Source organism: Stenotrophomonas sp. YJH_SMC_46 (assembly GCF_059370315.1).
The window spans coordinates 898128-913856 of record NZ_JCAFTO010000002.1 but is presented as its reverse complement, the minus strand read 5'-3'; the positions used below and the strand labels follow the sequence as shown (position 1 = coordinate 913856).

The 15729-nt window shown below is 67.4% G+C and carries 13 protein-coding genes; 6 read left to right on the top strand and 7 right to left on the bottom strand.

Going from position 1 to position 15729, the window contains the following annotated elements:
• Positions 1-444 precede the first annotated feature (444 nt).
• From AC5P8C_RS09125 to AC5P8C_RS09115, 3 genes are all read right to left on the bottom strand, one after another.
• A complete protein-coding gene (locus tag AC5P8C_RS09125; protein WP_495218589.1) occupies positions 445-2163 on the bottom strand; it encodes a thiamine pyrophosphate-dependent enzyme in 1719 nt (572 codons plus the stop codon).
• A 109-nt stretch (positions 2164-2272) separates the two neighbouring features.
• Positions 2273-3130, bottom strand: a complete 858-nt coding sequence (locus AC5P8C_RS09120; protein ID WP_495218588.1) for an XAC2610-related protein — start codon at positions 3128-3130, stop codon at positions 2273-2275.
• Positions 3131-3166: 36 nt separating this feature from the next.
• Entirely contained in the window at positions 3167-3649 is a 483-nt protein-coding gene (locus AC5P8C_RS09115) for a DUF3574 domain-containing protein (RefSeq protein WP_495218587.1), read from the bottom strand.
• 214 nt (positions 3650-3863) lie between these two features.
• Between AC5P8C_RS09115 and AC5P8C_RS09110 the strand changes: the two genes are divergently transcribed.
• From AC5P8C_RS09110 to otsA, 4 genes are all read left to right on the top strand, one after another.
• Positions 3864-6293: a TonB-dependent receptor plug domain-containing protein gene (locus AC5P8C_RS09110; RefSeq protein ID WP_495218586.1), complete on the top strand. Its 2430-nt coding sequence runs from the start codon at positions 3864-3866 to the stop codon at positions 6291-6293.
• A 166-nt stretch (positions 6294-6459) separates the two neighbouring features.
• A complete protein-coding gene (otsB, locus tag AC5P8C_RS09105; RefSeq protein WP_010481547.1) occupies positions 6460-7218 on the top strand; it encodes a trehalose-phosphatase in 759 nt (252 codons plus the stop codon).
• 39 nt (positions 7219-7257) lie between these two features.
• The gene (locus AC5P8C_RS09100; RefSeq protein WP_031269310.1) at positions 7258-9039 is read left to right on the top strand and encodes a glycoside hydrolase family 15 protein; all 1782 of its coding nucleotides are present in this window, start codon (positions 7258-7260) and stop codon (positions 9037-9039) included.
• Positions 9036-10400 carry an alpha,alpha-trehalose-phosphate synthase (UDP-forming) gene (otsA, locus tag AC5P8C_RS09095; RefSeq protein ID WP_495218585.1) on the top strand — a complete coding sequence of 455 codons (1365 nt, stop codon included), beginning with the start codon at positions 9036-9038 and terminating at the stop codon, positions 10398-10400. The genes AC5P8C_RS09100 and otsA overlap by 4 nt, the downstream gene beginning before the upstream one ends.
• Positions 10401-10525: 125 nt before the next feature.
• Here the strand turns inward: otsA and AC5P8C_RS09090 are convergent, their stop codons facing one another.
• Genes AC5P8C_RS09090 through rluD form a run of 4 tightly spaced genes read right to left on the bottom strand, consistent with a single transcriptional unit; the run spans position 10526 to position 13224 of the window.
• Positions 10526-10963: a thiol-disulfide oxidoreductase DCC family protein gene (locus tag AC5P8C_RS09090; protein WP_495218584.1), complete on the bottom strand. Its 438-nt coding sequence runs from the start codon at positions 10961-10963 to the stop codon at positions 10526-10528.
• Positions 10938-11444 carry a DUF4166 domain-containing protein gene (locus tag AC5P8C_RS09085; RefSeq protein ID WP_019338720.1) on the bottom strand — a complete coding sequence of 169 codons (507 nt, stop codon included), beginning with the start codon at positions 11442-11444 and terminating at the stop codon, positions 10938-10940. Before AC5P8C_RS09085 ends, AC5P8C_RS09090 begins: the two co-directional genes overlap by 26 nt.
• Before the next feature lie 20 nt (positions 11445-11464).
• Positions 11465-12235: a peptidoglycan editing factor PgeF gene (gene pgeF, locus AC5P8C_RS09080; protein ID WP_495218583.1), complete on the bottom strand. Its 771-nt coding sequence runs from the start codon at positions 12233-12235 to the stop codon at positions 11465-11467.
• Positions 12235-13224: a 23S rRNA pseudouridine(1911/1915/1917) synthase RluD gene (gene rluD, locus AC5P8C_RS09075; RefSeq protein ID WP_111098290.1), complete on the bottom strand. Its 990-nt coding sequence runs from the start codon at positions 13222-13224 to the stop codon at positions 12235-12237. The genes pgeF and rluD overlap by 1 nt, the downstream gene beginning before the upstream one ends.
• Positions 13225-13337: 113 nt before the next feature.
• On the opposite strand from rluD, the gene AC5P8C_RS09070 reads away from it, so the two are divergent.
• Together AC5P8C_RS09070 and AC5P8C_RS09065 are read left to right on the top strand one after the other, a co-directional pair.
• Entirely contained in the window at positions 13338-14225 is an 888-nt protein-coding gene (locus AC5P8C_RS09070) for an outer membrane protein assembly factor BamD (protein WP_026347042.1), read from the top strand.
• Between the two features lie 190 nt (positions 14226-14415).
• Complete coding sequence (locus AC5P8C_RS09065; RefSeq protein WP_019660165.1) at positions 14416-15618, top strand: lipase family protein; 1203 nt, start codon at positions 14416-14418, stop codon at positions 15616-15618.
• Positions 15619-15729 lie beyond the last annotated feature (111 nt).

Here is a 15729-nt window from a genome sequence, read left to right as displayed (position 1 = left end):
GCCCATGCTCGGCTGCTGTACGCGAAGCCTCTCAGCCGAGCATGGCTCGGCTCTACAGAAGATCATTCCGATCATTCTTTCGTTCATCCACGCATGGCGTGGATCCACCGTGTCGACCAAGGTCGACACCCACCAGTGCAATATCCCGTTCCGGCAGATTGCAGGAAGCTGTCGAAGGCGGGGTGGGTCCGGTTACGGGGGCGTGAGCCGCATGGGCCCGAGGCATGCCTCGGGCGGGTTGGGCAGGACGCCCAACCCCGGTCTTGCCGTGTGCGCAGGATTGCGCACACGAGCAAGCGGCGACCGAGCTTACATGGACGTACTTGCAGCGGCCCCCGCAACCGGCCCCACCCCGCCTACCCACGGCAAACCTGCTTTTGACCTTGCTTCGGCGGTTGCCGTGGTTTCGGCGGGTGCAGGGCGCAGCCCTGCATCGACCACCCCCTACTTCTTCAGGAAGTTGTCCACCAGCAGATGCTTCACGTCGTCGAAGCGGCCGTTCAACACCGCCTTGGCCGCATACAGCGCGGTACCGGCCACCTGCTTGGCTTCGATCTGTGGCGGCATCACCAGCTCGGCGCGGCTGGTGTGTACGTCCAGCAATGCCGGGCCACGCTGCGACAGGAAGTCCTGCACCGCTTCCTCCAGATCCTCGCTGCGGGTCACGGTGCGGCCGTGGAAGCCGATCACCTCGGCCAGGCGACCGAAGTCCGGGTTCTTCAGGTCGGTGTAGTTGTCCAGCAGGCCTTCCACCTTCTGCTCCAGCTCGACGAAGTTCAGCGAGCCATTGTTGAACACCACCACCTTGATCGGCAGGTTTTCCTGCACCGCGGTCAGCAGGTCGCCCAACAGCATCGCCAGGCCACCATCGCCGGACAGCGAAATCACCTGCCGGCCGGGGAACGCCTTCTGCAGGCCCAGGGCCTGCGGCATTGCATTGGCCATCGTGCCGTGCAGCAGGCTGGTCAGCGTGCGGCGGCGACCGTTGACGCGGATATGCCGCAGCACCCAGACCATCGGCGAGCCGCCGTCAGCGGTGAACAGCGCATCGTCGCTGGCATGCTTCGACAGCAGCGCGGTCAGATGCTGCGGGTGGATCAGCTCGCCCTCGCCGGGCTGTTCTTCCTGCTCGCGCTTCTTCAGCGCCTTGTCGCGACGTTCGATACATTCGTCCAGGAAACTGCTGTCCTCGCGCGGCGGCAGCATCGGCAGCAAGGCATCCAGCGTGGGCGCGATATCGCCGACCACGCCGAGGTTCACCGGGTGGCGGCGGCCAAGGTGGCTGCCATCGCGGTCGACCTGGATGATCGTGGCCTTGTCGGGGTAGAACTGGCCCCAGGCGAAGTCGGCGCCGAGCAGCAGCAGCGTGTCGCACTCCATCAGCGTGTGGAAGCCAGACTCGATTCCGAAGATTCCGGTCATGCCCATGTTGTACGGGTTGTCCGGCTCGACGAAATCCTTGGCGCGCGAAGTATGCGCAACCGGCGCCTGCAGGCGCCGGGCCAGTTCCAGCAGCTGCGCGTGCGCGCCCTGGCAACCGGCACCGGCATAGACGCCGATACGCTTGCCCTGCCCCAGCAGCTCGGCAATGCGCTGCAGTTCGGCGTCGGACGGGCGCAGCACCGGCTGGGTGTAGTGCACCGAGAACGGCACATCGTGCTTCACCTCAGCCTGGCTGATGTCGGCCGGCAGGATCACTACCGCCACGCCACGCCGGCTGATCGCCGCCTGGCAGGCCAGGGCCACCACGCGTCGCGCCTGCTCCGGGCTGTGCACCTGCTCGCAGAACACCGTGCAGCTGCCATAGACCGCCTTGAAATCCACTTCCTGCGGAAATTCCATGCCCAGCTCACTGGTCACCACCTGGCTGGCGATCAGCACCATCGGCGCACGGTTGCGGTTGCTCTCAAACACGCCGTTGATGAAGTGCAGGCCACCGGGACCACAAGAACCCGCACAGGCGGTCAACTCGCCGCTCACCAGCGAATCGGCGCCGGCGGCGAACGCTGCCACTTCTTCATGGCGCACGTGCACCCAGGCGATCTCGCTGCCATGCATCGCATCGGTCACATGGTTGAGCGTATCGCCCACGATGCCGTAGCAACGGCGGACACCAGCCTGCTGCAGGGCGTCCACCACGATTTCGGCCACGCGCTTGCTCATCGGATACATCCTCGAACGGGGGAACGTCCGAGGCTAGACCTGATGAAGTGATGCCCCCGTGGGCAAGTTGCCCATTGCCTCGATGTGCAAACTGCGGGTAGACGTCTCGTCAATCGTTGACGTTGATCCAGCCCTCCACCGCGCCGCTTTTCGGGTTGTGATACCGCACCTTCAGCCAACCCTCCTGTTCATCCAGCAGTTCCACGCGATCCCCCTGCACCAGGTAACGCTTGGTGCTGGGCGCACCGGGGCGGTCGAACAGGAACAGGCGCGCGGGTACCACGGTGGCCTGCTGGCCACGCAACGGTCCATCCGGCGGTGCACCCAGGCCATCGGCGATGGCACTTTCCAGCACACGGCCGGCCGGATCATAGGTGCGCCAGACCGCCAACGGGCCCTGCTCATCGGTCTGTTCCCACTGCAGCGCGGCGTTCAAGGTATCGCCCAGCATCAGCACGCTCTCAGAGCGGTACAGATGGAGCTTCGCGCCTGCAAACCGGTACTGGTCGGTGTACCACATCGGGCCACTGCGGCAGCTGCTGGTCAGGGTGCGGCTCGGACGGTCGACACTCAGCCCCATCAGGTCACCACAACTGTCCTTGCCGTGGGTATCGGCCTGCAGTGCGCGGAAACCGGCACTGGCCGGATCGAACCGGTACACCGCCACCGCTTCGTTGACCATGCCCACCGAAGCGCGTGCGACCAGTTCCGGGTAGCCATCGAAATCGACATCTTCGAGCGACCAGCGCGAATGACCGTCGGCATCCACCGCGCCCTCCAACGTCTGGCGCTTGCCCGATGGCGACAGCTGCACTGCAATGCTGCCGTCCTGCAGGGGATCGGCATGCGCCTGCACATGCGCGGCCACCTGGAACCGCAGCGTTTCGCCGTCGTCGCCACTTGCCTGCGCCGACGGTGCCAGCACTCCCGCCAGCACCAGGCCCAGCACGCATTCCCTGTAATTCATCGTTGCTCCCTGCGGCACCGCGGCGGCACCTTCAACTCAGAACGATATCTCGACCGGCTGCCGCGACCACAGCACCGATTGATGCCTGGTCTGCTGCTTCCACGCCAGGCGGATCGCTTCGATGTCGGCGCGGCGCTGCGGGGTGTCCTCGTGCAGCACCACCAGCACCTTGGTGCGCAGACGGTTGGGCGAGGCATCACCGCGGAACAGCCATTGGCCATAGGCATCGAACACGGTCAGGCCATCCGGGAAGCGCGGGGTCACCTCCTTGTCCAGGAAGGTGCGCCACTGCGCCTCGCTGATGGTATCGGCCTGCGGGCGGTTGCCGGCGCCCTGCACCTCGCCCACGCCGAAGTACAGCTCGCTGCGCACCCAGCCGTGGCCGGCGGACGGGCGTGCAGCATCGCCCTTCAGTTCGGCGGTGGTGGCCGTGGCATAGGCGCTGGGCGCCTGCGAGGACAGGCTGGCGCAGCCACTGGTGGCCAGCAGCACGGCAAAGACGAGGCCAAGGTGTTTCATCGGTACAGCTCCGGGGGAAGGGGGACAAGGCGAGCCGGCAGCGTACAGCGCCACCGGCCCGGCGTGCTGATGCCAGCAGGGCATCAACTCATGCCAGGCCGGCAGGGGCTTGCATCGGCACCGGCCATCACGCGAAGATAATATATCGCTTCATCCGGATGGATGTAAGTGAAACTATCTCCCCTTCCCCGTCGTCGTTGTTGCTGGAGCCCCCATGTCCTTCCGCCTGCCCGCGTCGCCGCTCGGCCTCGCCATCGCGCTTTCCTCCGCTGCCGTCCCGGCCCTCGCCCAGGACGCCACCAACCTGGACACGGTGATCGTCACCGGCACCCGCGCCGCCGATCGCACCGTGCTTGAGTCAACCTCGCCGGTGGACGTGCTCACCGCCGAGGACATCCGCAAGGCCGGCGTGGTCAACGGTGAACTGGGCAGCGCGCTGCAGGCGCTGCTGCCGTCGTTCAACTTCCCGCGCCAGTCCAACTCCGGTGGCGCCGACCATGTGCGCGCCGCGCAGTTGCGCGGCCTGTCGCCGGACCAGGTGCTGGTACTGGTCAACGGCAAGCGTCGCCACCACACCGCACTGGTCAACACCGACAGCAAGATCGGCAAGGGCACCACCCCGGTCGATTTCAATGCGATCCCGGTCAGCGCGATCAAGCGCATCGAAGTGCTGCGCGACGGCGCCGGTGCGCTGTACGGATCGGACGCCGTGGCCGGCGTGATCAACGTGATCCTCGACAACGGCGGCGACGGCGGCGAGATCGAGGCCAGCTACGGTGCCAACCACACCGACCTCAAGCCGATCGGCCGCACCCTCACCGATGGCCAGACCGGCAACATCAGCGCCAAGGTCGGCACCTCGCTGGGCGAAGACGGTGGCTTCCTGCGCGTCGGCCTGGAATACAAGCACCGCAACGGCACCAACCGCGCCGGCTTCGACCAGATTCCGCCGTGGGACCAGACCCCGGGCAACCTGGCGCTGCAGGGCAAGCGCAACTACGTGCTGGGCGATGGCAAGAGCAAGGACATCAACCTGTGGCTGAACACCGAGATTCCGGTGGGCCAGACCTCGACGTTCTACGCGTTCGGCACCTTCAACCAGCGCGATACCGAAGGCGCCAACTACTTCCGCTATCCCGATGGCGATGCCAACTGGAAGCAGGTCTATCCGAACGGCTACCGGCCGATCTCCGAAGGCGAGAACCGCGACGTGCAGGCCGTGGCCGGCGTGCGCGGCCAGTGGGGCGAGTGGAGCTACGACGGCAGCCTGGATTACGGCCAGAACGACTTCACCTACCGCCTGCGTGATTCGCTCAACGCGTCGCTGGGCCCGACCAGCCCGACCCGCTTCAAGACCGCCGACTACGAGTACGCGCAGACCGTGGGCAACCTCGACCTGAGCCGCGTGTTCACCCAGAGCGACAGCATCAGCCACACGCTGGGCCTGGGCGTGGAAGCGCGCCATGAGCGCTACCAGACCCGCCCCGGCGACCCGGCCAGCTATGCGGCGGGCCCGTACACCGACCGCCCGACCGGCTCGCAGGCCGGTGGCGGCCTGACCCCACAGGACGCCGCCACCCTGTCGCGCGACGTGGCCAGCGCCTATGCCAGCCTGTCCAGCCAGTTCGGCGAGAAGTTCTCCACCGATCTGGCCGCGCGCTACGAGCACAACGACGACTTCGGCGGCGAGCTGACCGGCAAGCTCGGCCTGCGCTACGAGTTCACGCCGGCGTTTGCATTGCGCGGTGCCATCTCCAACAACTTCCGCGCACCTTCACTGGCGCAGATCGGCTACGAATCCACCTCCACCGGCTATAACGCTGGTGGCCAGCTGGTGCAGGGCCGACTGCTGTCGGTCAACAATCCGATCGCGCGTGGCCTTGGCGCGCAGGACCTGAAACCGGAAAAATCCCTGAACACGTCGCTGGGCTTCACCAGCCGCATCGGCGAACACTTCGACCTCTCGCTGGACTTCTTCCAGATCGACATCGACGACCGCATCGCACTGTCGGAGAGCATCACCGGTGATGCACTGACCGGCTACGTGGCAGCCAACTACGGTGTCAGCGGCCTGCAGAGCGCCAGCTTCTTCGTCAACGCCGCCGATACCCGCACCCGTGGCGCCGAGCTGGTGAGCAACTGGCGCCAGTCGCTGGGCGATGGCCAGCTGCTGTTGACCGGCACCTATGCGTATACCAAGACCACGCTGAAGAACGTGCTGGCCACGCCGGCCCAGCTGCAGGCGCTGGACCCGGATTATGTGCTGTTCGGGATTGAAGAGACCAACACGCTGACCGATGCCACACCGCGTACACGTGGCAGTTTCTCGGCTGCCTGGAGCAATGACCACTGGTCGCTGAGCAGCCGCGTGAACCGCTACGGCAGCGCCACCCGCGTGTTCAACTTCGGTGATGGCTACATCCCGCGCCAGACCTACCAGGCCGAGTGGCAGCTGGACGCGGAAGTGGAGTACCGCATCACCCCGCAGTGGAGCGTGGCCATCGGCGGGCAGAACCTGACCGACAACTACCCGGATCGATCCAACAGCGATATCCACTACTTCGGCAACCTGCCGTACGACGTGCTGTCGCCGATCGGCAGCAACGGCGCCTACTACTACGGCCGCGTTCGCTATACCTTCTGATTGCTCTGGGTGTAATTGCCTTGGGTGGGTGCGGACCGTTGGTCCGCACTGTCTGGGTTCAATGCAGGCTGACCCTTTGTGCCGACCCACGGTCGGCACCCACCGAAGCAAGGCCGTAGCCTGCCCTCGACCCCACGTACACGCCCACGCTGGCAAGCTGGGCGTCATGGCTGAACCGCTCCCCCTGCGTCCGCCACCGCCATTGCTGGATGACGCCTGCGCGTTGTTCCTCGATGTCGACGGCACCCTGATCGAATTCGCTGCGCGCCCGGATGCCGTGCAGCTGCTGCCGGATGTGCGTGAAGCCATCGGCCGCATCAGCGACCGACTGGAAGGTGCCGTGGCACTGGTCAGTGGTCGCCCGCTTGAACAGCTGGATCAACTGTTCGCTCCCCTGCAACTGCCTGCCGCTGGCCTGCACGGCCATGAACTGCGTGGCCAGGATGGTCGTGTGCTGCGTGACGAACACGATGACGACACCGCCGAGTGGCTGCACGCACTGCACCAGCAGGCGATGCGCTTCGCCCACGGCCATCCCGGCGTGCTGGTGGAAGACAAGGGCGTCGGCCTGGCCCTGCACTGGCGCGGCGCGCCGCATGCCGCCAGCGATGTCCGCGCCTTCGCCGACCGCCACGTGCGTGGCCGTGCCAGCTACCGCCTGCAACCTGGCGACCATGTGGTCGAGTTCGTGCCTGTCGGCACCGACAAGGGCCGTGCCGTGCGCCGGATGATGCAGTACCTGCCCTTCCGCGGCCGCCTGCCGGTGTTCCTCGGTGACGACCTCACCGATGAATTCGGCTTCGACGCCGCCAACGTCCAGCATGGCTGGAGCGTGCTGGTGGGCGAGCGGGAACCGAGCAAGGCGGTGTTCGCGCTGCCCGACATACGCAGCGTGCACGCCTGGCTGCGTGAGAATGCCTATTGACCCGGCCCCCCCACGGCCGCAACCGAGATGTACCGCGTGATGACCCAACCCGATCTTGATCTGGGCGTGGTCGGCAACGGCAGCTTCGGCGCCCTGGTCGACAAACGTGCCCGCGTTGTCTGGAGCTGCCTGCCCACCTTCGACGGCGACCCCACCTTCTGTGCCCTGCTCGGCCCCAACCAGCAGACCGGTGGTGACTTCGCCATCGAGCTGGAAGACTTCGCCAGCAGCGAGCAGGAGTACCTGACCAATACGGCGATCCTGCGCACCGTCCTGCGCGACACGCACGGCGGCGAACTGGAGATCCTCGACTTCGCGCCCCGCTGGCGGCAGAACGACCGCTTCTACCGGCCGGTCAGCCTGATCCGCCAGGTGCGCCCGCTGGCCGGTAGCCCACGCATCACCGTGCGCGCCCGCCCGCTGGCCGATTGGGGCGCGCGCGTGCCGGAGTCCACCTGGGGCAGCAACCATGTGCGCTGGATCCTGCCCGAGCACGTGCTGCGGCTGACCACCGATGTGCCGGTCCGCTTCGTGCGCGACGGCCTGCCGTTCGTGCTCAGCCATCCCGTCCACCTGATCCTGGGCGTGGACGAATCGCTCAACCGCTCGATCAGCGGCTACGTGCAGGAAGCCTTCCAGCGCACCCGCGACTACTGGCGCGAATGGGTGCGCTACCTGTCCATTCCCCTGGAATGGCAGGACGCGGTCATCCGCAGTGCGATCACGCTGAAGCTGTGCCAGTACGAGGACAGCGGCGCGATCATCGCGGCGATGACCACCTCCATTCCGGAAGCCCCCGGCAGCGTGCGCAACTGGGATTACCGTTACTGCTGGCTGCGCGATGCGGCGTTCGTGGTGCGCGCGCTGAACCGTCTGGGCGCAACGCGCACGATGGAACAGTTCCTCGGTTACATCTTCAACCTGGCCACCACCGACGGTACGCTGCAACCGCTGTATGGCATTGGTTTCGAGGCCAAGCTGGACGAGGATGAGGTGCCCAGCCTGTCCGGCTACCGCGGCATGGGCCCGGTGCGCCGCGGCAACCTGGCCTGGGTGCAGCGCCAGCACGACGTGTACGGCAGCGTGGTGCTGGCGTCCACGCAGCTGTTCTTTGACCGTCGCCTGCAGGATCCCGGCGACGCGCACACGTTTGCCCGCCTGGAACCCCTGGGCGAACAGGCCTTCGCCCTGCACGACGTCCCCGATGCCGGCCTGTGGGAATTCCGCGGCCGCACCGAAGTGCACACCTACACCAGCGCGATGTGCTGGGCTGCGTGCGACCGCCTGTGCAAGATCGCCGTGCGCCTGAAGCGTGATGACCGCGCACACTACTGGCGCGAGCGCGCCGACACCATCCACGCCCGCATCATGGCCGAATCCTGGAGCGAGGAGCTGGGCCACTTCACCGATACCTTCGGCGGCCATCGCCTGGATGCCTCGCTGCTGCTGCTGGCCGACATCGGCTTCATCGACGCGATGGACGCCCGGTTCATTGCCACCGTCGATGCCATCGGCCGCGACCTCAAGCACGGCAATTCGCTGTACCGCTACGTCGCGCCGGATGACTTCGGCGAACCGGAAACCAGCTTCACCATCTGTACGTTCTGGTACATCGATGCGCTGGCGGCGATCGGGCGCATGGATGAAGCACGCGAGATGTTCGAGCTGCTGCTGAAGCAGCGCAACCACCTGGGCCTGCTGTCGGAGGATCTGGCCTTCGACAGCGGCGAGGCCTGGGGCAACTTCCCGCAGACCTATTCGCACGTCGGCCTGATCACCGCCGCGATGCGCCTGTCGCGGTCCTGGCAGGAGGCATCGTGAGTCGTCTGGTCGTGGTTTCAAACCGTGTGGCCGTGCCCGGCGAGAACCGCGCAGGTGGGCTGGCGGTCGGCCTGCTGGCCGCCCTGAAGGAGCGCGGCGGCCTGTGGTTCGGCTGGAGCGGCAAGACCGTAAAGGAAGGCAGCGGCACGCTGCACCGGCAGAAGGACGGTGACATCGACTACGTCACCATGGACCTGAGCAAGCGCGAGGTCGATGGCTACTACAACGGCTTTGCCAACCGCACGCTGTGGCCACTGCTGCACTTCCGCCTGGATCTGGTCGACTATGACCGCGGTACCCGCGAGACCTACCACAAGGTCAATGCGCTGTTCGCCGACAAGCTCGCGCCATTGCTGCGCGAGGATGACATCGTCTGGATTCATGACTATCACCTGATCCCGCTCGGCGCACTGCTGCGCGAGCGCGGCATCGGCTGCCGCATTGGCTTCTTCCTGCATATCCCGATGCCGTCGGCCGACCTGCTGCAGGCGATGCCCGATCACCTGCGGTTGTTCTCCGCGCTGTACGCCTACGACCTGGTCGGCTTCCAGACCCAGCGCGATGCCGATCGCTTCCAGACTTACCTGCGCCTGTTCGGCGGCGGGCGCGTGCTCGACAACGGCGAGCTGGAAGCGCCGGGCGGGCGCCGCTTCCGTGCAGCAGCCTTCCCGATCGGCATCGACACCGAGCTGATCGCACGCCAGGCCGCCACAGCCGCCACCAAGACCGCCGTGAAGAATCTTCGCGCCAGCCTGCGCGACCGCCAGCTGGCAATCGGCGTGGATCGCCTGGACTATTCCAAGGGCCTCCCCGAGCGCTTCCTTGGCTTCGAGCGCTACCTGCAGCGCCACCCTGACCAGCGCGGCTCGTTGACCTACCTGCAGATCGCCCCGGTCTCGCGCGGTGATGTCACCGAGTACCGGCAGTTGCGCAGCCAGCTGGAGCAGATCGCTGGCCACATCAACGGCGGCCATGCCGAGCCGGACTGGACGCCGCTGCGGTACGTCAACCAGAACTTCACCCATGCCACGCTCACCGGCTTCTACCGGGCGGCGGCGGTCGGCCTGGTCACGCCTCTGCGCGATGGCATGAACCTGGTGGCCAAGGAATACGTGGCGTCGCAGGACCCGGAGGATCCGGGCGTGCTGGTGCTGTCACTGCTGGCTGGCGCCGCCGACGAACTGAAGCAGGCACTGCTGGTGAACCCGCATGATCTGGACGGCGTGGCCGATGCGATCGCCACCGCAGCCACGATGTCGCTGAGCAGGCGCAAGGAGCGCTGGCACGCGATGATGGAGCACCTGCGCACCTACGACATCAACCACTGGCGCCGCAGCTACCTGGACGCGCTGGAGGGTTGAAGCACGCGTTCCTGTAGAGCCGAGCCATGCTCGGCTGCGTTTTGTAGAGCCGAGCCATGCTCGGCTGCTATTGGCAGGAGAAAAAAGCAAGTCGAGCATGGCTCGACTCTACAAAAGACAGGCGATCAATCCAGGAACCGCGCGGCCTGCTCCGGTGCGGGCAGGTAACAGGCCTCATGCCGACCGAACCAGCGGTAGCGGTTGCGTGCCAGCGCGCGATACGCCGCATCACGCCAGCCGCGCGGCACGAGCCGCAGCACGCCGGCCAGGCGCCAGGCGCCGCCCAGCCCCTCAAGGACGCGCAGCATCGCATCGGTATCGGTCCAGGCGCCCTGCGCGTCCAGCAGCAGGAACGACATCGGGTCCTGCGGGTCCAGCCCGTGCGCGCGCAGCATCGCGCTGCCCTGTGCGCCCTGCATCGCCGCAAAGCGATAGCGCCCCCTGCGGTCGAAGCGCAGCAGGAAGCGCACCCAGCGGTTGCACAGCGCGCATACGCCATCGAATACGATCACCGCGCTCCCAGCCTCGGCGGCGGCCTCACTGCGGTTCGAGCCAGCCTTCATAGCGGATCAGAGCTCCCACCCAGGGCAGCGTCACATCGACCAGGAAAGTGTAACGCTCACCCTGCCAGGCTTCGCGGCAACGCACGCCACCAAACCAGCGCCTCGGCAGCGGCAGCAGCCCGAAGGCCCAGACCCGCCGCACCGACCAGTCGATGCCACCTTCGCGGGCCTGCAGATCAAATTCGAAGCGCACCGCGCCCAACTGCTCGCGCAGGTATCCCTCATGCGCCCACAGCCGCGACACCATCGGCCAGCGCCCAAAACGCCGCGCCCACTGCTCGCCCTGCCCGTGTGCCCTGAACGCCACTTCGGTCGGCAGCGCGTCTCCGTCCTTTGGCAACCGTGCCAACGCAGCCAGCAGCGGCACCAGCCAGTGCCACCCCCTCACGATGCGCGCCTGCCCCACGTAGCGGCATGGCAACGGCGCGGCATGCAGCGCCTGCACCGGCGCGGCCAGGGTGGCGAAGGCCGGCCCCAGCACACACGCGAACAGCGGCGGAGTCAGGGCGCGATCCAGGCCAGGGTCGCCATGCGCCCGGTGCGACGGTCGCGCCGGTGCGAATACAGGTCCGGATCGGCCATGGTCGACACCGTGCCGCCATACACCTGCGCCGGGTCCATGCCCGCCGACTGCAACCGCTGCCGCGCCAGCGCGAACAGGTCCACCTTCCAGTGACCGGGGCGCGTCGCCACGAACGCTGCTTCGGCCGCCGGATCATGGCCGACGAAGGCGTGATAGACCTCCTCGCCGATCTCATAGTCGGACGGCCCGGCGGCCGGGCCCAGCCAGGCCCGCAGCTGCGCCGGCGGCGTCTGCAGGGCGGCCACCGTGGCCTCCAGCATGCCGTCGGCCAGCCCCCGCCAGCCGGCATGGGCCGCGCCCACCTCGCTGCCGTCTGCGGCGGCGAACACCACCGGCAGGCAGTCGGCGGTCAGGATCGCCAGCACCACGCCCGGCACCGAGGTTACCGCCGCGTCGGCCACCGGCTCGCTCGCGCCGGGCACCGGCGGTGCATCGAAGCGCAGCACGGTGCTGCTGTGCACCTGGCGCAGCCAGTGCGGCGCCGACGGCAGCGCCAGCCCCTGTTGCAGCAGCTGGCGGTTGTGCTCCACGTTCGCCGGGGTATCACCATCTGCCGCGTGCCGGTTGCCCAGGTTGAACTGCGCGAACGGCGCCGGCGAGATGCCCGCGCCGTGCCTGCGCGTGGTCAGCGCGTGGACGCCCGCAGGCGCCGGCCAGTCCGCCTGCAGCAAGGGCAGCGCGGCGGCCATCACCAGCGGTCCCGCTCGCGTGCGGCGAAGGCTTCGCTGTCTTCGCGCAGCACCTTCATCAGGTGCAGCATGTCCTCCGGCACCGGCGCAGTGTTGCGCACCGGCTCACCGGTGATCGGGTGCGTGAACTCCAGCGTCTCGGCGTGCAGGGCCTGGCGCTTGAAGCCGCGCAGCGCGGCCACCAGCTCGTCGCTGGCGCCCTTGGGCAGCTTCAGCGCGCCGCCATACAGCGGGTCGCCGATGATCGGATGGCGCACGTGCGCCATGTGCACGCGGATCTGGTGGGTACGACCGGTTTCCAGGCGGCACTCCAGCGCGGTGTGTGCCCGGAAGCGCTCGCGCAGGCGGTAGTGGGTCACCGCTTCCTTGCCGTCCTCACGCACCGCCATCTTCAGGCGATCGCGCGGGTGGCGGTCGATCGGGGCATCGGCAGTACCACCGGCCACCAGCGCGCCCATCACGATGGCCAGGTACTGACGGTGCACGTCACGTGCCGCCAGCTGCTCGACCAGCGCGGTCTGCGCTTCCAGGGTCCTGGCCACCACCATCACGCCGCTGGTGTCCTTGTCCAGGCGGTGCACGATGCCGGCGCGCGGCAGCACCGCCACCGACGGGTCGCGGAACAGCAGGGCGTTGACCAGGGTGCCGCTGTGGTTGCCCGCGCCCGGGTGTACCACCAGGCCGACCGGCTTGTTGATCACCAGCAGGTGCTCGTCCTCGAACAGCACGTCCAGCGGGATGTCCTCCGGCTGGGCGTCGGTCTGGGTTTCCAGTACCACGTTGAGGGTCACCACCTCGCCGCCGCGCAGCGGATCGCGCGGGCGCACCTGGGCACCGTCCAGCAGCACCTCCCCGGCCTTGATCCATTCGGTCAGGCGCGAACGCGAGTATTCGGGGAACAGTTCGGCCACGACGGCGTCGAAACGGCGCCCGGCAGCGGTGTCGGGGACGATGGCCTGGCGGGCCGATTCAGAAGGTTGTTCAGACATGGCAGGGGGCATTCTTTGAAATTTTGGGGTCCCGGCGGCCGGTTTCAGTCGCTGGACAGGACACTAGGCTATCATCGACCCTTCGTATTCCAGCCGCGTCCCGCCTCGACCCCATGATCCGACGCTCCGCCATGCTCTCCGCGCCCGTCCGCCTCACCGCCCTGCTGCTGGTGCTGGTCATCGCCGCCACCGGCTGCCATCGCGGCGCCAAGAAGGGTGATCGCCCCGATGAAGGCGTGCCGGTCGAACAGCTGTACGAGAAAAGCCACAAGCTGATGCAGGGCGGCAACTGGAGCGGCGCCGAGGCCAGCTTCCGCCGCCTGGTGGCCCAGTATCCGTACGGTCCGTACACCGAGCAGGCGATGATCGAGACCGCCTACGCCCAGTACAAGGCCGGCAAGCACGATGACGCGGTGTCCAGCATCGACCGCTTCATCCGTACCTACCCGACCCACCGCAACATCGCGTACCTGTACTACCTGCGCGGCCTGGCGAACTCCAACCGCAGTACGGTTTTCCTGCGTCGCGTATGGTCGTTGGATGCCAGCCGCCGCGACCTGTCCACGCCGCACCAGGCGTATTCGGACTTCAACATCGTGGTGGACCGCTATCCGAACAGCCGCTACGCCGCCGATGCGCGCCAGCGCATGCTGGAACTGCGTGACGTGTTCGCCCAGCACGAACTGGACAACGCCCTGTACTACATGCGCCGCGGCGCCTGGGTCTCGGCCGCCGGCCGCGCCAACTACCTGCTGGAAACCTATCCGCAGAGCGCGTTCCAGTACGACGCCGTCGCTGTCCTGGCCGATTCCTACACCCACCTGGGCAACAAGACCCTGGCCGATGATGCGCGCCGCGTCCTGCAGTTGAACCAGCCGGACCACCCGTGGCTGGAAGGCAAGTGGCCGAAGTACCCGTGGATGATCCGCAAGCTGAACCCGTTCGCTGGCGAGAAGTCCGCCAGCACCGGCCAGCGCAACGCGCGACTGGAAAAGAAATAAGAAAAAGGCCCCGCAAGGGGCCTTTTCTTTGTCGGTTATCCACGCCATGCGTGGAGGGTTCGTGCGCCCATGGACCACGACACTAGGAATTCTACGAATCCCCGGCGGATGCGACGCCGGTCCCAATCGGCGCGGGCGAGCTCCTCCACACTGCGGCGCAACGGCCATCCCGGCCGTGAAGGAGCGCCTCATGACCCCACCGCCACGCCATTTCCGTCCCCGCGCCTGCCTCCTCGCCACTGCCCTGCTGGCGCTGTCCCCGGGCCCCCTGGCCGCCGCACCGGTTGCACCGGGCGACCTGCTGTCTGCTGCCCCCTATCGCGCGTCATGGGTGCCGTCCAAGGCCGCGCAGGCCTACAAGCTGCACTACCGCACCCCGGATCATCGCGGCCAGCTGGCCGAAGGCACCGGCCTGCTGTATCTGCCCGCCGGCGCGGCGCCTGCAGGCGGCTGGCCGGTGGTGTCCTGGGCACATGGCACCCAGGGCATCGCAGACCGCTGTGCGCCCTCGGTGTCCGGCCCCTACCAACCCCAACGCGACGGGCGCTTCCTCGATCAGTTCCTGGCACAGGGCTATGCGGTGGTCGCCGCGGACTACCAGGGCCTCGGCAGTCCAGGTGACCATGCCTATCTGCATGTGCGCACTGCCGCGCGCAACGCCATCGACCTCGTCAAAGCCAGCCGCCAGTACCTGGGCAACGCAGCGCTGTCGCCGCGCTGGGTCTCGGTCGGCCATTCGCAGGGTGGCGCCGCCGCGCTCACGGCAGGCCACATCGCCCCCACCTATGGAGGGCCGGCGTTGCACTACCGCGGCAGCTTCACCACCGGTACGCCCACGGCAGTGGAGTTGACCGCGCTGGTGATGAAACCGGACAACCGCACCGCCAATCCAGGTGCAGTCAACGCGTATCACGCGTATCTGCTCGATGGCCTGCTGCAGGTCGCGCCGCAGATCGACCGCGTCCTCAGCGACACCGGCCGCGCCCGCGTGGCAGTGGCACGTGAGCAGTGCCTGGGCGAACTGGCCGCCACCCTGGACGGTGCGGATACCGGCAGCATGTTCACTGCACCGCTGACCAGCGTGCCGGGCATCTGGGCGGTGCTGTACGACTATCTCGGCGTACCGCGCCGCGGCTTCAGCCAACCACTGATGCTGGGCCATGGCAGCGCGGACCGCGATGTGCCCTATCTGACCACGCTGCTGTACGCCGCAGGCCTGGCCCTGCGAGGCGAGCCGGTCGCGTTCCGACGCTACCCGGTCGACCACCGCGGCACGCTGGATGCGGCGGCGGCGGATGGCCTGGCATTTGTGCGTGCACGGCTTGAGGGCGGCCACTTCAGCGACGCTGCGGAAACCGCCGGCCTCGAACAGCTGCTCGGCGAAGCCCGGTAGATCCACGCCATGCGTGGATGATCTTCGACCATCGTGCGGACCAAGGTCCGCACCCACCGGAGAGGGCCAACGGGTTGCGGGCCATCGGCCGGCACTCCCTGTCGTCTGCTG